This is a genomic window from Streptomyces sp. NPDC127119 (assembly GCF_042677425.1).
Classification (GTDB): Bacteria; Actinomycetota; Actinomycetes; order Streptomycetales; family Streptomycetaceae; genus Streptomyces.
Map to the genome: position 1 here is coordinate 12,171 of NZ_JBHXTO010000063.1, position 15,489 is coordinate 27,659.

The 15,489-nt window shown below is 69.9% G+C and carries 16 protein-coding genes; 12 read left to right on the forward strand and 4 right to left on the reverse strand.

Going from position 1 to position 15,489, the window contains the following annotated elements:
- Positions 1 to 60 precede the first annotated feature (60 nt).
- On the forward strand, positions 61 to 759 hold the full coding sequence (locus ACFVH5_RS24710; RefSeq protein ID WP_189776609.1) for a DUF4191 domain-containing protein: 699 nt from the start codon (positions 61 to 63) through the stop codon (positions 757 to 759).
- A 127-nt stretch (positions 760 to 886) separates the two neighbouring features.
- On the opposite strand, the gene ACFVH5_RS24715 is transcribed toward ACFVH5_RS24710, so the two are convergent.
- Positions 887 to 1,354, reverse strand: coding sequence for an RDD family protein (locus tag ACFVH5_RS24715; RefSeq protein WP_385835910.1), 468 nt, complete (start codon positions 1,352 to 1,354; stop codon positions 887 to 889).
- Positions 1,355 to 1,553: 199 nt separating this feature from the next.
- Here ACFVH5_RS24715 and glnA point away from each other — a divergent pair, with 199 nt between their 5' ends.
- Positions 1,554 to 2,963, forward strand: a complete 1,410-nt coding sequence (glnA, locus tag ACFVH5_RS24720; RefSeq protein ID WP_107018291.1) for a type I glutamate--ammonia ligase — start codon at positions 1,554 to 1,556, stop codon at positions 2,961 to 2,963.
- Between the two features lie 82 nt (positions 2,964 to 3,045).
- On the opposite strand, the gene ACFVH5_RS24725 is transcribed toward glnA, so the two are convergent.
- The gene (locus ACFVH5_RS24725; RefSeq protein ID WP_385835913.1) at positions 3,046 to 3,339 is read right to left on the reverse strand and encodes a hypothetical protein; all 294 of its coding nucleotides are present in this window, start codon (positions 3,337 to 3,339) and stop codon (positions 3,046 to 3,048) included.
- A 359-nt stretch (positions 3,340 to 3,698) separates the two neighbouring features.
- On the opposite strand from ACFVH5_RS24725, the gene ACFVH5_RS24730 reads away from it, so the two are divergent.
- The gene (locus ACFVH5_RS24730) at positions 3,699 to 4,898 is read left to right on the forward strand and encodes a winged helix DNA-binding domain-containing protein (RefSeq protein ID WP_385835915.1); all 1,200 of its coding nucleotides are present in this window, start codon (positions 3,699 to 3,701) and stop codon (positions 4,896 to 4,898) included.
- A gap of 92 nt (positions 4,899 to 4,990) precedes the next feature.
- Here the strand turns inward: ACFVH5_RS24730 and ACFVH5_RS24735 are convergent, their stop codons facing one another.
- On the reverse strand, positions 4,991 to 5,299 hold the full coding sequence (locus tag ACFVH5_RS24735; protein ID WP_384811382.1) for a hypothetical protein: 309 nt from the start codon (positions 5,297 to 5,299) through the stop codon (positions 4,991 to 4,993).
- A gap of 165 nt (positions 5,300 to 5,464) precedes the next feature.
- Here ACFVH5_RS24735 and ACFVH5_RS24740 point away from each other — a divergent pair, with 165 nt between their 5' ends.
- The 8 genes from ACFVH5_RS24740 (at position 5,465) to ACFVH5_RS24775 (ending at position 14,068) form a co-directional block, all read left to right on the forward strand.
- A complete protein-coding gene (locus ACFVH5_RS24740; RefSeq protein WP_385835916.1) occupies positions 5,465 to 5,833 on the forward strand; it encodes an arsenate reductase family protein in 369 nt (122 codons plus the stop codon).
- Between the two features lie 122 nt (positions 5,834 to 5,955).
- Positions 5,956 to 6,669 (forward strand): hypothetical protein, encoded by a 714-nt coding sequence (locus tag ACFVH5_RS24745; protein WP_385835917.1) that lies wholly within the window; start codon positions 5,956 to 5,958, stop codon positions 6,667 to 6,669.
- A 274-nt stretch (positions 6,670 to 6,943) separates the two neighbouring features.
- Positions 6,944 to 7,972 (forward strand): glutamine synthetase, encoded by a 1,029-nt coding sequence (gene glnII / locus ACFVH5_RS24750; protein WP_384811374.1) that lies wholly within the window; start codon positions 6,944 to 6,946, stop codon positions 7,970 to 7,972.
- A gap of 541 nt (positions 7,973 to 8,513) precedes the next feature.
- Positions 8,514 to 9,098: a winged helix-turn-helix domain-containing protein gene (locus ACFVH5_RS24755; RefSeq protein ID WP_385835918.1), complete on the forward strand. Its 585-nt coding sequence runs from the start codon at positions 8,514 to 8,516 to the stop codon at positions 9,096 to 9,098.
- A gap of 78 nt (positions 9,099 to 9,176) precedes the next feature.
- Positions 9,177 to 10,190: an NAD-dependent epimerase/dehydratase family protein gene (locus tag ACFVH5_RS24760; RefSeq protein WP_385835921.1), complete on the forward strand. Its 1,014-nt coding sequence runs from the start codon at positions 9,177 to 9,179 to the stop codon at positions 10,188 to 10,190.
- Between the two features lie 97 nt (positions 10,191 to 10,287).
- Positions 10,288 to 11,598 carry a sensor histidine kinase gene (locus ACFVH5_RS24765; RefSeq protein ID WP_385835923.1) on the forward strand — a complete coding sequence of 437 codons (1,311 nt, stop codon included), beginning with the start codon at positions 10,288 to 10,290 and terminating at the stop codon, positions 11,596 to 11,598.
- Entirely contained in the window at positions 11,583 to 12,236 is a 654-nt protein-coding gene (locus ACFVH5_RS24770; protein ID WP_384811363.1) for a LuxR C-terminal-related transcriptional regulator, read from the forward strand. Before ACFVH5_RS24765 ends, ACFVH5_RS24770 begins: the two co-directional genes overlap by 16 nt.
- 260 nt (positions 12,237 to 12,496) lie before the next feature.
- On the forward strand, positions 12,497 to 14,068 hold the full coding sequence (locus tag ACFVH5_RS24775; RefSeq protein WP_385835925.1) for a DUF1996 domain-containing protein: 1,572 nt from the start codon (positions 12,497 to 12,499) through the stop codon (positions 14,066 to 14,068).
- A gap of 148 nt (positions 14,069 to 14,216) precedes the next feature.
- Here the strand turns inward: ACFVH5_RS24775 and ACFVH5_RS24780 are convergent, their stop codons facing one another.
- The gene (locus ACFVH5_RS24780) at positions 14,217 to 14,672 is read right to left on the reverse strand and encodes a hypothetical protein (RefSeq protein ID WP_385835927.1); all 456 of its coding nucleotides are present in this window, start codon (positions 14,670 to 14,672) and stop codon (positions 14,217 to 14,219) included.
- A 322-nt stretch (positions 14,673 to 14,994) separates the two neighbouring features.
- Here ACFVH5_RS24780 and ACFVH5_RS24785 point away from each other — a divergent pair, with 322 nt between their 5' ends.
- Positions 14,995 to 15,471 carry a tetratricopeptide repeat protein gene (locus ACFVH5_RS24785; RefSeq protein ID WP_385835951.1) on the forward strand — a complete coding sequence of 159 codons (477 nt, stop codon included), beginning with the start codon at positions 14,995 to 14,997 and terminating at the stop codon, positions 15,469 to 15,471.
- Positions 15,472 to 15,489: the final 18 nt, after the last annotated feature.

Below are 15,489 nucleotides of genomic sequence, written 5' to 3' on the forward strand. Positions count from 1 at the left end.
ACGAAGGCCGAGCAGGCACCGCCGTCGTCGGCGCTTCCCCCGACACGTAGACTTCACGGCATGGCGAGGAAGGAACCCGCAGCGGACGCTGCGAACCCCGGGCGACTCAAGCAGATCGCTCTGACTTACAAGATGACCCGCAAGGCCGACAAAAAGATCGGTCTTGTACTCGCGGCTGTCGGAATCGTCACCCTTGGTGTCTTCCTCGCGATCGGCTTCTGGATCGGTCACCCGATCTATCTCGGCATTCTCGGCCTCCTGCTCGCCTTCCTCGCGTCGGCGATCGTCTTCGGGCGCCGGGCCGAGCGGGCGGCCTTCGGCCAGATGGAGGGCCAGCCGGGCGCGGCGGCGGCGGTGCTCGACAATGTCGGGCGCGGCTGGACGACAACCCCGGCCGTGGCGATGAACCGAAGCCAGGACGTGGTCCACCGGGCCGTGGGCAAGGCCGGCATCGTGCTGGTGGCCGAGGGCAACCCGAACCGGGTGAAGAGCCTGCTGGCCGCCGAGAAGAAGAAGATGGCCCGCATCGTCGCGGACGTGCCGGTGCACGACATCCTCGTCGGCACGGGCGAGGGCCAGGTCGAGCTGAAGAAGCTCCGTACGACGATGGTGAAACTGCCGCGCGTACTGACCGGCCCGCAGGTCACCGCGACCAACGACCGGCTGCGCGCCCTCGGCGACCTGATGAGCAACATGCCGCTCCCCAAGGGCCCGATGCCCAAGGGAATGCGGATGCCGCGCGGCGGGAAGATGCGCTAGCGCCGCACCTGAGCTGCACTGGAACGGGGCGTTCCGGAATCACCGACGGTTCCGGGGCGCCCCTTTCTCATGCCCGAGCCCGGCTTCCGTGCGGAGCCGGGCTCGTCGCACGAAAAGGGTGGCGGATCTAGACCCGGACCTCGACCGTGCGGGCCAGGCGATCGTGCAGCCCGCGTCCGTCGCGGTCCCAGATCAGGGCCGGCAGCGCGAGGCACAGCAGGACCGTGCGCAGAAGGGCGCGCAGCGGGTTGACCGTGCCGGTCTCCAGGGCGAGGACCCGCAGGCCGAACAGCCGCTTGCCGGGCGTGAAGCCGAGAGTGCCCACGGTCAGCGCGCTCGCGGCGAAGAAGATGAGCAGTGCCCAGTTCCCGGTCGCCTGGCTGTAGCCGTCGGTGATCAGGCCGTATGCGATCAAGGTGCACAGGCCCCAGTCGACTACGAGGGCGCCCAGCCGCCTGCCGGGGCGCGCGATGGAGCCGGGGCCCGACTCGGGCAGGCCCAGCCGCTCTCCGCGGTATCCGAAGTCGACACCGGCGTCCTCCGCGGCGGCGCGGGGTCCGGACAGCCACGATCCGATTGCTTGCCTGTTGTCCACCCGTCCACGGTACTGCGGCCGTTTTGCGATGCGGACAGGTGGGGTACACCGGACTGCGTCCGGTTAACTTGGGCGAAACAAATGGGTCACGCTGGAGAAATCACCCGTCCTTAAGGTCGGGCTCAGCGTGTGCCACCGCACTGGCCGCACGAACGAACTACCACCCCGGTCCGAAGTGAGCGGGAGTAGGAGGAGCTGGATGTTCCAGAACGCCGACGAGGCCAAGAAGTTCATCAAGGACGAGGACGTCAAGTTCGTCGACGTCCGCTTCTGCGACCTGCCGGGTGTGATGCAGCACTTCACGATTCCGGCAGAGGCCTTCGACCCGACCGAGGAACTGGCCTTCGACGGCTCCTCCATCCGCGGCTTCCAGGCCATCCACGAGTCCGACATGGCGCTCCGCGCCGACCTGTCCACCGCGCGCGTCGACTCCTTCCGCCGCGACAAGACGGTCAACATCAACTTCTTCATCCACGACCCGATCACGGGCGAGCAGTACTCCCGTGACCCGCGCAACGTGGCGAAGAAGGCCGAGGCGTACCTCGCGTCGACCGGTATCGCCGACACGGCGTTCTTCGGCCCCGAGGCCGAGTTCTACGTGTTCGACAGCGTCCGCTTCGACACCAAGGCGAACGAGGCGTTTTACCACATCGACTCCGAGGCCGGCGCCTGGAACACCGGTGCGATCGAGGACAACCGCGGCTACAAGGTCCGCTACAAGGGCGGCTACTTCCCGACCCCGCCCGTCGACCACTTCGCCGACCTGCGTGCGGAGATCTCCCTGGAGCTGGCCAAGTCCGGCCTCCAGGTCGAGCGCCAGCACCACGAGGTGGGCACGGCCGGCCAGGCCGAGATCAACTACAAGTTCAACACGCTGCTCGCCGCGGCCGACGACCTCCAGCTCTTCAAGTACATCGTGAAGAACGTGTCGTGGCGCAACGGCAAGACCGCGACCTTCATGCCGAAGCCGATCTTCGGTGACAACGGCTCGGGCATGCACATCCACTCGTCGCTGTGGGCGAACGGCGACCCGCTGTTCTACGACGAGGCCGGCTACGCGGGCCTGTCGGACACCGCCCGCTTCTACATCGGCGGCATCCTCAAGCACGCCCCGTCGCTGCTGGCCTTCACCAACCCGACGGTGAACTCGTACCACCGTCTGGTCCCCGGCTTCGAGGCCCCGGTCAACCTGGTGTACTCGCAGCGCAACCGCTCCGCGGCCATGCGTATCCCGATCACCGGCTCGAACCCGAAGGCCAAGCGCGTCGAGTTCCGCGCGCCCGACTCCTCCGGCAACCCGTACCTCGCCTTCTCGGCGCTGCTCCTCGCGGGCCTCGACGGCATCAAGAACAAGATCGAGCCGGCCGAGCCGATCGACAAGGACCTCTACGAGCTGGCGCCCGAGGAGCACGCGGGCGTGGCGCAGGTCCCGACCTCGCTCCCGGCCGTCCTCGACCGCCTTGAGGCCGACCACGAGTTCCTGCTCGCGGGCGACGTCTTCACGTCCGACCTGATCGAGACGTGGATCGACTACAAGCGCACGAACGAGATCGCCCCGCTGCAGTTGCGTCCGCACCCGCACGAGTTCGAGCTCTACTACGACGTGTGATCGATCCGGTGTCCGCCCGGTGACCAGTCGTACGGTGTGACCGGAGCCCCGCCATCGCCCCTCGGGCAGTGGCGGGGCTCTGTCACTTCTTGACGTTCCAGGGGCGTTCGCGGCGGTAGCGGCGTTCCCACTTGGCCATCCGGTCGCGGCGCTGGCGGTACGAGTGGTAGTCGCTGTCCATCCGGGTCGTGGAGCTCGAACCGCCGCCGCCCCCGCCGCCACCTCCGCCGCCCGACGACGGGCCGGAGGCTCCTTGGCCCGCCCGGAAGAAGCGGACGTAGAGGTAGATCAGGGCGGCCGCGGTGAGCCACCAGACGGGACTGTTGAATCCCAGGACTACCAGGACGAGGATCGCCAAAATGATCAAGGTACCCATGGTGGGTCTCCTTGTACGTGGGTGGTGGGACCTTGAGCTGTCCGACGCCGTGCCGGACTGTGCGCCGGGCTGTCGGTGTCGTCGAGAGTAGCCCTCAGGATGCCCGGCGCTCCCTGTCCGACGGAAACGAATAACGGTCGGGTCCGCTTACGAGCAGTCACAAAACAGTCCGGGGTCAAGCGAAATCGTCACAGAGGGGAACAATGAGGGTGCTTCGGAGTGAGTAAATCTGCGTCCGGGGCCACCGCCCTCCTCGGCCCCCGTCACAGCCCCCATTGCCGCCCCCGGCTCCCGGCCGAGGGCGGATCCGGAAGGAATCCGGAAGAATCCGAGGACGGGAACCGGACAGGGGGAACGGTATGAGCGGGCAGCGGCGGCACATCGGGGTGGTTGAGCGGCGGGCTCGGCTGGCCGTCGGGCAACGGCTGGCCGGGGCCGCTCGGGCCGGCACCCCCGAGGAGGTCGCGGCCTCGCTGGTGGCGCTGCACGGGACGGATCCCGTCAGCGTCTACCTCGCCGTGGGGGCGCGGCTCGCGGACGCGGCAAGGGTCGTGCCGGAGATGGAGCGGGCCCTGTACGAGGACCGGACGCTGATCCGGATGCACGGCATGCGGCAGACCGTGTTCGTGTTCCCCACCGGGCTCGTTCCGGTAGTGCACGCGTCCACCGGACTCGCCGTGGCCGCCCGCGCGCGGGCCTCCCTGGTCAAGGACATGGCCCGCGTCGGCGCTCCCGACGCGAAGTGGCTCGCGGAGGTGGAGACGTCCACGCTGGCCGCGCTGACCCGGCGCGGCGAGGCGACGGCCGCCGAACTGGCCCGCGAGGAGCCGCGGTTGAGGGAGCGGTTCGCGTACGCGCCGGGTACGGGCTACGAGGGAGTGCACACCGTTTCGTCGCGGCTGCTGCGTGTCCTGGGGGCCGAGGGCCGGGTCGTACGGGGGCGTCCGCTGGGGTCGTGGACGTCCACGCAGTTCCGGTGGGCCGCGGCTCCCCCGTGCGCCGAACTGCCCGTCGCCGAGGCCCAGGCGGAGCTGATCCGGCGCTGGCTCGCCGCGTGCGGGCCGGCCACGGAAGCCGACCTGAAGTGGTGGACCGGGTGGAAGGTCAGCGACGTACGGCGGGCGCTGGGCGCGGTGGGAGCGGTGACCGTCTCGGTGGACGAGGGCACGGCGTACGTGCTCGCCGACGCGGTGGAGCCGGCCGACGCCGTCGAACCGTGGGCCGCGCTGCTGCCCGGCCTGGACCCGACGGCCATGGGCTGGCAGGAACGGGACTGGTACTGCCCGCCCGGTCTGCGGCCCGCGCTCTTCGACCGCAGCGGGAACATCGGGCCGACCGTCTGGTGGGACGGGCGGATCGTGGGCGGCTGGGCGCAGCGCCCCGACGGCGAGATCGCCTGGCGACTGCCGGCCGGCGAGGGCGCGGACACGACGAACGTCGGCGCCGAGGCCCTGGACGCGATCGGGGCCGAGGCAGACCGGCTGCGGTCGTGGATGGGGCCCACCCGGGTCACTCCCCGCTTCCGGACCCCGCTGGAACGGGAGTTGGCGTCCGGCTGAGAGCGGAGAACCCGCCGACGCGCCGCCCGGGACGCGGGCGGCGCACGGACACGGGCGGCGCTACGGGCGCGGGCGGCGCTACGGGCGCGGGTTCAGCGTGCGTACCTCATCAGGGCCCGGACCATGTGGCAGGTCGTGTCCGACGGGGGGTGTACGCCTATGAGTGCGGCCGTGCTGCGGATCGTGTCGTTGTGGGCTTGCCTGGGTACGTAGACGCCGGAGTCGAGGAGGGCGATGGCCAGCCGCATCGCCTTGAGGCGGCGGTTGTGCGTGACGTACCACTCGCGCGGGCGCCCCGGTGGCAGCGCGCGCTTCTCGACGGGCTGGTAGGGCAGGTCCAGCTGGACCGCCCTCTTGGCGGTGGACTGGGTGGGCAGCGGACTCAGTGCGGCAGCGGGCACAGGCATCCTCCTGTCGCGGTCGGGGCGCCGGTCGGCGTCTCCGGCGGCACCCTCGAACACTGCTTCTATTCTACTGCCGCCCACTGACAATCGCCCCTGGCCAGAGGCCTTTTGGGGGTGCCGTGACAAGTGAGTGGCACGGTGTTCCCGCGTACCTTGGACGGCATGGAGATCTGGATCAATCCGGCCTGTTCGAAGTGCCGCAGCGCCATCGGTCTGCTGGACGCGGAGGGGGCCGAGTACACGGTCAGGCGGTATCTGGAGGACGTGCCGAGCGAGGCCGAGATCCGGGCGGTCCTGGAGCGGCTCGGGCTTGAGCCGTGGGACATCACCCGCACCCAGGAGGCCGAGGCGAAGGAGCTGGGGCTGAAGGAGTGGGCCCGCGACGCCGGTTCGCGCGAGCGGTGGGTCACGGCGCTGGCCGAACATCCCCGGCTCATCCAGCGGCCCATCATCACCGCGGAGGACGGGACCGCCGTCGTCGCGCGGACGGACGAGGCGGTGCGGGACGCTCTGGGCCGACGGCAGCCCTGACAACACCCGTGTGATCCACGTTACTTGAGCAACTCCGGTCAACCACTGAGCAAGTTCGTTCGGTATCTCGTACATAACGGCGGACGGCCGCCGCCAGGGGCGGCCGGGGACAGGAGCCGTTCATGTCGCGCAGAAGAACTCTCGGGACGAAGAAGAAGATCGCCCTGCTGGTGAGCGCCGCCGCGGTGGCCGGTGGCGGGGCCTTCGCCCTGGCCGCCACGTCGAACGCGACGCCGGCCACCAACTCCGCCAAGTCCACCGCGCAGTCCTCCGTGGTGTGCGGCGGACTGGCCACCGCCCTCGGCAACAACGAGAAGTTCATCGAGGGACAGCGCACGGCACCGGACGCCCAGTCCGAGGCGCGGATCGCCAACCGTGAAGCGGTCATCGCGCAGATCAAGCTGCAGCAGGAGGCCTCCGGCTGCACGGTCGGCGAGTCCGACGCGACCGTGGGCGAAGGGGGCGGCGACGCCGGCACCGGGAACGGTACCGGGGCCGGGACCGAGGCACCGCCCGCCGAGTCCGCTCCCGCCGAGCAGCCGTCACAGGCCCCGTCCGTCCCGGCCGCCGGTGGCGGTGGCGCCGCCGGCGAGCAGGTCTGCAACGGGTCCACGGTCACCCTCTCGGGAGAGGCGGGCGCGCCCGCCGCGTCCAGCAACCAGTTCCCCGCCGGTACGAAGCTCAAGGTCACGAACCTGGACAACAACAAGTCCACGACCGTGGAGGTCACCTCGGTCTCCGGCAGCTGCGCGCTCCTGAACAACGAGGCGTTCGAGCAGGTCCGCGAGCCCGGGAAGTTCCTGATCCGCAAGGCTCTCATCGAGAAGGTGGGCTGACGGGCCCCTCCGAACCGCTCCGTTTCGCCCGCTCCGTTTCGTGTCGGGTGGCGGCCCCGGCCGCCACCTGTCCGAAACCCATCGCATACGAGTCAGGGACACTCTCCGTAGGTGACCCCTACCACATGGGCACCAGGTAACACGGGGTTCACATCCGGGCAATGATCGGGAAACTGCCTGTTGACAGGCTTCGGGCATCCTCCGCGGCGCCCCAGTGCCGCAGCGCCGCAGCTACCGCACTGCGCTTAGAGACCCACCCCGAAGGATGTGGCCCGTGACCTTCAAGGCTGAGTACATCTGGATCGACGGCACCGAGCCGACGGCCAAGCTCCGTTCGAAGACGAAGATACTCGGCGACGACGCGAAGGGTGCGGAGCTGCCGATCTGGGGCTTCGACGGCTCGTCCACGAACCAGGCCGAGGGTCACGCATCGGACCGTGTGCTCAAGCCGGTCGCGACCTTCCCGGACCCGATCCGCGGCGGTGACGACATCCTCGTCATGTGCGAGGTCCTCAACATCGACATGACGCCGCACGAGTCCAACACGCGTGCCGCGCTCAGCGAGGTCTCCGAGAAGTTCGCCGCCCAGGAGTCGATCTTCGGCATCGAGCAGGAGTACACCTTCTTCGACGGCGAGCGCCCGCTCGGCTTCCCCGTGGGCGGCTTCCCGGCCCCCCAGGGCGGCTACTACTGCGGCGTCGGCGCGGACGAGATCTTCGGCCGCAAGATCGTCGAGGCGCACCTGGACAACTGCCTCAAGGCAGGGCTCGCCATCTCCGGCATCAACGCCGAGGTCATGCCCGGACAGTGGGAGTTCCAGGTCGGACCGGTCTCGCCGCTGGAGGTCTCCGACCACCTGTGGGTGGCCCGCTGGCTGCTCTACCGCACCGCCGAGGACTTCAACGTCTCCGCGACGCTGGACCCCAAGCCCGTGAAGGGTGACTGGAACGGGGCCGGTGCGCACACCAACTTCTCCACGAAGGCGATGCGCGAGGGGTACGACGCGATCATCACCGCGTGCGAGTCGCTGGGCGAGGGCTCGAAGCCGCTCGACCACGTCAAGAACTACGGCGCGGGCATCGACGACCGGCTGACCGGGCTGCACGAGACGGCGCCGTGGAACGAGTACTCGTACGGGGTGTCCAACCGTGGGGCCTCCGTGCGTATCCCCTGGCAGGTCGAGAAGGACGGCAAGGGGTACATCGAGGACCGGCGTCCGAACGCGAACGTCGACCCGTACGTGGTGACTCGGCTGATCGTCGACACGTGCTGCTCCGCGCTGGAGAAGGCCGGGCAGGTCTGAACCGGCTGTTCTGCTTGAACGTGAAGGGGCGCTCACCGGGATCGGTGGGCGCCCCTTCGCGTCCGCTCGGGGGGATGGGGAGCGGGGGTTGTGGGCATGTGCGGGCCGGTGGGGGCTGGTCGCGCCGTTCCCCGCGCCCCTAGAAGCGACAAGCCTGCGCCGTTCCCCGCGCCCCTAGAAGCGACAGGATTGCGCCGTTCCCCGCGCCCCTCAAGACGACAAGACTGCGCCGTTCCCCGCGCCCCTGACGGGGCGCACCTGTGCGGGCCTCGTGCTGTCGTGGGTGTCCGGACAGTGAGAGGAGGCTGATGTTGCGGGGCTGTGTCTGCTTCAATGGGGGCATGGCCAGCTTCCAGGAGTGCATCGCTACGGGTCGGCACGACCTTGAGCCCTTCTGGCCTTCCCGTCAGCACCACGACTTCGACCGGGTGTGTTGTCGCGCGACGAACGCGCAGGCCCTCTAAAGCCGTACACCGGCCTTCGGCCAGCGCGCACGACGTACGTCCTCGACGACCTCTCGCGCGAAAAGAGCTGACCTCTCATGGCGAACACCCGTTCCTTCTCCTCCGTGGCCACCGCCACCTCCCCGGCCCCGTCCACCGGCTCCGCACGTCATCGGCTGCGGGCCGTCGACCGGGACGAGGTGGTCGACGTCACCGACTTCCTGCCGCCGGGCGCCACCTGGCTGCCCGCTCCCCCGCACACCCTGCCCACGCTGCCGGGCCATCCGCCGATGATCGGGTACCTGGTCCTCGTACCCGCCGACCAGCCCTCCCTGCTGCCGGTCGCCGTGCCCGAGACGGAGACCGGGGCGGAGGCGGAGGCCGGGCACGACCTGCCCGTGCGGGTCGACACCGTCCAGCGCACCGCAGAGGTCGACGGGCGCCCGCTCGACCTCACGTACCTGGAGTTCGAGCTGCTCGCGCACCTGGTGGCGCATCCGCACCGGGTGCACACCCGCGACCAGCTGGTCACCACGGTGTGGGGCTACGGACACGTGGGCGACGGCCGGACCGTCGACGTCCACATCGCCCGGCTGCGCCGCAAGCTCGGCGTGGAGCACCGCGACACCATCAGGACCGTGCGGCGCGTCGGCTACAAGTACGCGCCCGTCACGGGCAGTTGATCCATCCGGCGGCGGGACGGTTTGCCTGTGGGCAGAATTACGTTCCGCCGCACGGCTGAGCGGGGCAGAGTCCCCTCCATGAGACTTCTGATGCTCGGCGGTACGGAGTTCGTGGGGCGGGCGGTCGTGGAGGCGGCGCTGCGGCGCGGCTGGGACGTGACCGTCTTCCACCGAGGCCGCCACGACCCGCCCGCGGGCGTACGTTCCCTGCACGGCGACCGCACCGCGCCCGACGGACTCGCGGCCCTCGCCGCGGACGGACAGGGCCCCGGGGGCGGCTCGTGGGACCTCGTGGTCGATACGTGGTCGGGCGCTCCCCACGTGGTGCGGGACTCCGCGCGGCTGTTGAAGGACCGCGTCCGGCGGTACGTCTACGTGTCGAGCTGCTCCGTGTACGCGTGGCCGCAGCCGGCCGGTTACGACGAGAGCGGCCCGCCGGTCGAGGGCGCGTCCCCCGACGCCGGACGGACCGACTACGCCCGCGACAAGCGCGGTGGCGAGCTGGCCGTGCTCGACGCCTTCGGCGAGGAGCGGGCGCTCCTGGTACGGGCCGGGCTGATCCTCGGCCCGTACGAGAACATCGGCCGGCTGCCGTGGTGGCTCACCCGTGCGGCCCGCGGCGGCCCCGTGCTCGCGCCCGGCCCCCGTGAGCTGCCGCTCCAGTACATCGACGTCCGCGACCTCGCCGAGTGGACGCTGGGGGCCGTGGAGGGCGCGGCCGGTGGGGCGTACAACCTCATCAGCCCTTCGGGGCACGCGACCACGCAGACCCTGCTCGACGCGTGTGCGCGGGTCACCGGCGGGCGGGCGGAACTGCGGTGGACCGAGCCCGAGGCGATCCTGGCGGCCGGTGTCGAGCCCTGGACACAACTGCCCGTGTGGGTGCCGCCGGACTCCGACATGCACGCCATGCTGCACCGCGTCGACGTGTCGAAGGCGGTGGGGGCGGGGCTGCGCTGCCGTCCCGTCTCCGAGACGGTGGCCGACACCTGGAGCTGGCTCCAGGACATCGGCGGTACCCCGCCCCAGCGCCCCGACCGTCCCGTCGTCGGACTCGATCCCGCCGTGGAGGACAAGCTCCTGCGCGGCTGAGATCCGGGGAGCGGTAAAAGGGGGTGGTGCCAGCACCACCCCCTTTCAGGTGGTTCGGCCCCCTGACCACCGTCGCGGGGTGGGCGAGACTGGGGGCATGGACACCAACGGGGACCGTCCGGACCACCGGGATCACGGGGACGACAGGGCCGGCGGCCGGGCGCGTACGGCCGCGGTCGCCGGAGTGCGGGCTCTGCTGCTGGCTGTCGTGGCGTCGGCCGGGTCGATCGTCCTCTTCGTGTTCTCCGTCGTGTCGATCGTGCTCGTGCCGCTGGGCATCGGCATCATGACGACGCCCTGGGTCCTGGCCGCCGTACGCGGCTTCGCGAACTGGCGGCGGCTGCTGGCGGTCCGGTGGAGCGGGGTGCGGATCCCGCCCACGTACCGGCCCGTCCCGCAGGGCGCCAATCCGTGGGAGCGGTGTTTCCGTCTGCTCGGCGATCCGGCCGTCCGGCGGGATCTGCTGTGGCTCCCGGTGGACATGACCGCGGGTTTCGTCACCGCGCTGCTGCCCGCCGTGCTGATCCTCTACCCCTTCGAGGGGTTCGCGCTGGCCGCCGGGCTGTGGCGGGTCTTCACCGACGGCACGTACGTCGGCTGGTGGTACGGGTTCGTGCCGGTCGGCGGGCAGCCCAGCGCGCTCGCCGCGGGAGCCCTGGGCGCCGCCCTGCTCGTCGTCGGCGTGTACACGAGCCCCTTCCTGCTGCGCGTCCACTTCCTGCTGACCCGGTCCGTCCTGGCGTCCGGGCAGGGCGAACTCGCCCAGCGGGTCCGCGTACTGACCGAGACGCGGCGCGACGCCGTGGACACCTCCGCGGCCGAACTGCGCCGGATCGAGCGGGATCTGCACGACGGGGCCCAGGCCCGGCTGGTCGCGATGGGCATGGACCTCGGCACGATCGAGGCCCTGATCGAGAAGGACCCGGCGAAGGCCAGGGAGCTCGTCGCGCAGGCCCGCCGGTCCTCCGCGGAGGCCCTCACCGAACTCCGGGACCTCGTACGCGGCATCCACCCCCCGGTGCTCGCCGAACGCGGACTCGGCGACGCCGTAAGGGCGTTGACCCTGCGGCTGCCGATCGCCACGGAGGTCGACGTGGACCTGCCCGGCCGCCTCGGGGAACCGGTGGAGGCGGCGGCGTACTTCGCCGTCAGCGAGGTCCTCACCAACGCCGTCAAGCACTCGGGCGCCGAACGGATCTGGGTGGACCTGCACCACAGCCCGGAGCACGGCGGCACGCTGCGGATCGCGGTCACCGACGACGGCGGGGGCGGCGCCGTGATCGGTTCGGGGTCGGGGCTCTCCGGAGTCGAGCGGCGACTCGGTACATTCGACGGCATCCTGGCCGTCAGCAGTCCCGCGGGCGGTCCCACGATGGTGACCATGGAGATCCCTTGCGAGTTGTCCTAGCCGAAGACCTGTTCCTGCTGCGCGACGGTCTGGTCCGGATGCTGGAGGCGTTCGACTTCGAGATCGCCGCCGCCGTCGAGAGCGGGCCCGAACTGACGCGGGCCCTGGCCGAGTTGCAGCCGGACATCGCCGTGGTCGACGTACGCCTGCCGCCCTCGCACACCGACGAGGGGCTGCAGTGCGCGCTCGCGGCGCGCCGGGCCAGACCCGGGCTGCCGGTCCTCGTCCTGTCCCAGCACGTCGAGCAGTTGTACGCGCGTGAGCTGCTCGCCGACGGGACCGGCGGGGTCGGCTACCTGCTGAAGGACCGGGTGTTCGACGCCGAGCAGTTCATCGACGCGGTACGGCGGGTGGCCGCGGGCGGCACGGTGATGGATCCGCAGGTCATCCAGCAGTTGCTGGCGCGGCGGCAGGGCGACGGCCGGCCGCTGGGACGGCTGACACCTCGTGAGCTGGAGGTTTTGGAACTGATGGCGCAGGGCAGGTCGAATGCGGCGATCGCGGGCCAACTCGTGGTCACGGAGCGGGCGATCGCCAAGCACACGTCCAACATCTTCCAGAAGCTCGATCTCGATGTCTCGGACGACGACAACCGTCGCGTCCTGGCCGTTCTCGCCTATTTGGACCAGGGCCGCTGAAAGGGTTCATAAGCGAGGGGGACAAGGGCGGGACCGAACCGTTCCCGAGTTTCAGATCCGCTGAATGATATTCAGTAATTCCCCCTCGACTGCCGTTGTTTCAGGGGCTTCTGCGCCCCTTGCGACAGGATTGCGCCACGGAACTCTCATCAATTTCTGAGGCCTCTGAACGCCCCAGGAACCTCCTCCGTATTGAACGGAGCCGCTTCACCTCCTGCCGGGCGCCTCGATGCCCCCGCAAGGAAGCCAGAGGGAGTTCCATGGGACGCACGAACCGAAAACGCCGCTCCACGCTCGCCAACCGGGCGATAGCCGCATCGGCGGCTCTCGCGCTGGGTGGCGGCGGTCTGCTTGCGGCCAACATCTACGCTTCCGCGGGCGAGAGCAAGAACTCGACGCGAAACGCGCAGACGACCGCCGCCTCGGTGGCCACGATCAAATGCCCGGACGTCGGCCAGAAGCTGACCTCCGTGCCCAAGGGCGCCCGCGCCGGTGTCGACAAGGAGCTGGCCCAGCTCGACCAGCAGGTCACGGAGGCCTATAAGCGTCTTGCGGACACTCGCCAGGCCCAGGCGGGGGACCCCGGCTACGTCAACAACGCCATCCTCGGTCCACTGAAGTCCAAGCGTGTTGCGACGATCGACAGGATCAGCAACAACATCAAGCGCGCGGGCGGCAAGGGTCCGAGAGGAGGCGGCAAGCTCGCCGGGTGCCAGGGTGTGCCCGCTGAGAATCCCACCGGCGGGGGCCAGGGCAACAACGGTGGCCAGGCCGGTAACAACGGCGGCCAGGGCAACAACGGTGGCCAGGGCAACAATGGCGGCCAGGCCGGTAACGGTGGCCAGGCCGGCAACGGCGGCGGCCAGGGTGGCGACGGCGGTAACGGCGGTCAGGCCGACAACGGGCCCGTGGCAGCCGACTTCCAGGACATCACCCAGGTCCAGCCGAACGGCGGCCCCAAGGGTGTGGGCGCCAACGGGCTCCCCGCGAACGGGGACACCGGTTCCACCGGCACCTTCACCACGAGCTGCGGCACCAACGAGAACGAGCTCCGCAACTCGGACAACGTGATCGTCGCCCCGGGTGTCAGCAACGGCGCCCAGCACCAGCACGACTACGTCGGCAACCAGTCCAACGACGCTTTCGCGAGCGACCAGGACCTGGCGAACGCCGACACCACCTGCCAGAACCAGGGCGACAAGTCCTCGTACTTCTGGCCGGTACTGCGTGTGCAGGACGGCAAGGACGACATCGACGCGGGTGCCGCCGGTGGCGGTCAGGACGGCAACGTCGGCACGATCCAGCAGGCCAAGGAGGCCCAGCTGAAGTTCGTGGGCAACAAGAAGGGCGATGTCGTCGCGATGCCGACGGCCCTGCGCATCATCACCGGTGATGCCAAGGCCTTCGTCAACGGCCTCAACAACGCCAACACGAACTGGAGCTGCACCGGCTTCGAGGACCGCCAGCTGACGGACAAGTTCCCGATCTGCCCCGAGGGCAGCTCCGTGGTGCGCACGTCCAACTTCCAGAGCTGCTGGGACGGCCAGAACATCGACAGCGCCAACCACCGCACGCACGTGTCCTTCGTCCAGGCGGACGGCACCTGCGGCAACGGTTTCCAGGCCATCCCCCAGCTGCAGGTCCGGCTCGTCTACGACGTGGCGGCCCCGCAGATCCAGGGAGACCAGATCACCAACGCGTTCGCGGTGGACTCCTTCCCGGACCAGCTGCACAAGCCGATCACCGACCACAACGACTTCATCAACTTCTTCGACGAGAACGAGATGAACGAGGTCGTGAACTGCATCAACAGCGGCCAGAACTGCACGTGATCCTTACGTGAGCGCTGAACGCCGGGCATGACGAAGAAGCCGGCGGTGGGAATTCCCACCGCCGGCTTCTTCGTGTCCTGCGCCCTTGTGGCCCGAGTCCTCCTGGCCGGTCCGCGGTCGTTCGGCGGGCCCGGCCCCTCCGGCGGGGTCAGCCCTCGTGGCTGCCGCCGCTGTGCGTGCCGCTGTTGTGGCTGCCGCCCGGGTTCATGTGCTCGGAGCCTTCCTCCATGGTCCCGCCGAGCCGGCCGCGCAGGGCCGTGACCGTCTTCTTCTCGCCGACGGCGACCCACTTGCGGCCCACGAGGTAGTAGCCGCCGTAGTCCTTCGCCCCGGTCAGCCACTCGGCCTGGCCGCGGTCGGTGGCGAACGTCGCGAGGACGTACTTCTCACCGGAGCTCTTGCAGATGGCCTGCCGGATCGTGTCCGCGTCCGTCTGCATGTTCGGCTTGCAGCCCGCCTCGCTCGCGATGTGCTCCAGGCTCCCGGTCGCGGTCTCGGGAACCTTCTTCCCGTCGCCGCCGTCGGAACCGCAGCCGGTCACCGCGAGGAGTGCCACGACCGCCCCGGCCGTGCCGACCGCGAGCCTCTTGCCCGTAAAACTCATTACGTCCGTACCTCCGGGTCCATTCCGGCGACATGCCTCGCCGGGGCCGTGCGCCCACGCCTCCGAAAGCCCGCACAGGGGCCCCGGTCTTCGATACGGCTCCCGCACGCTCCACGCTCAAACGACGGCGGCACGAGTGACCGATTCCGTCATACAGGCACCACGGGACACGTGACAGTGACCTGCGCCACAGAAGCGTTGCTTTTGATTGGCGCACGTGTGCGAAGGTGAGCCAGTGACGACAGAGGACAGTGCGACCAACAGGGCAGCGGACCGTACGGCCGGTAACGAGGCCGCGGGCGCGGCGGACTGGGACGAGCGGGTGGCCGCCGCCTGGGCGGGTTTCGAGGCCGATCCGCGGACGGACGCGGTGGAGTTCCGGGCGCTGATCGACACGCTCGCCGCCGAGTTGCCCGCCGACAGCCCGGTCGCCCCCTTCGAGCGGGCGTGCGCCTGGGACTCGACGGGCCACTCCGGCAACGCCGTTCCGCTGTACCGGGAGGCCCTGGACCTCGGCCTCGACGGCTACCGCGGCCGGCGCGCGAAGATCCAGCTGTCCAGCTCGCTGCGGAACATCGGGCAGCCGGAGGAGGGCGTCAAGCTCCTGTCGCCCGAACTCGTCGGTGTGTCCGACGAGTTGGACGACGCCGTACGGGCGACTCTCGCCCTGTGCCTGGCGAGCCTGGGCCGTGAGCGCGAAGGCCTCTCGCTCGTCCTGGGCGCCCTCGCCCCCCATCTGCCGCGCTACCAGCGGTCCATGGCGAACTACGCGCGCCTGCTCGTCGAGCCGGAGGCATAGCACACGGCGGCCGAGTCC

Excerpts from the sequence above, each read along its gene's own strand:
- ACFVH5_RS24710 (WP_189776609.1), top strand. The coding sequence starts at position 61 with ATGGCGAGGAAGGAACCCGCAGCGGACGCTGCGAACCCCGGGCGACTC.
- glnA (WP_107018291.1), top strand. The coding sequence starts at position 1,554 with ATGTTCCAGAACGCCGACGAGGCCAAGAAGTTCATCAAGGACGAGGAC.
- ACFVH5_RS24725 (WP_385835913.1), bottom strand. The coding sequence starts at position 3,339 with ATGGGTACCTTGATCATTTTGGCGATCCTCGTCCTGGTAGTCCTGGGA.
- ACFVH5_RS24730 (WP_385835915.1), top strand. The coding sequence starts at position 3,699 with ATGAGCGGGCAGCGGCGGCACATCGGGGTGGTTGAGCGGCGGGCTCGG.
- ACFVH5_RS24740 (WP_385835916.1), top strand. The coding sequence starts at position 5,465 with ATGGAGATCTGGATCAATCCGGCCTGTTCGAAGTGCCGCAGCGCCATC.
- ACFVH5_RS24745 (WP_385835917.1), top strand. The coding sequence starts at position 5,956 with ATGTCGCGCAGAAGAACTCTCGGGACGAAGAAGAAGATCGCCCTGCTG.
- ACFVH5_RS24755 (WP_385835918.1), top strand. The coding sequence starts at position 8,514 with ATGGCGAACACCCGTTCCTTCTCCTCCGTGGCCACCGCCACCTCCCCG.
- ACFVH5_RS24760 (WP_385835921.1), top strand. The coding sequence starts at position 9,177 with ATGAGACTTCTGATGCTCGGCGGTACGGAGTTCGTGGGGCGGGCGGTC.
- ACFVH5_RS24765 (WP_385835923.1), top strand. The coding sequence starts at position 10,288 with ATGGACACCAACGGGGACCGTCCGGACCACCGGGATCACGGGGACGAC.
- ACFVH5_RS24775 (WP_385835925.1), top strand. The coding sequence starts at position 12,497 with ATGGGACGCACGAACCGAAAACGCCGCTCCACGCTCGCCAACCGGGCG.
- ACFVH5_RS24780 (WP_385835927.1), bottom strand. The coding sequence starts at position 14,672 with ATGAGTTTTACGGGCAAGAGGCTCGCGGTCGGCACGGCCGGGGCGGTC.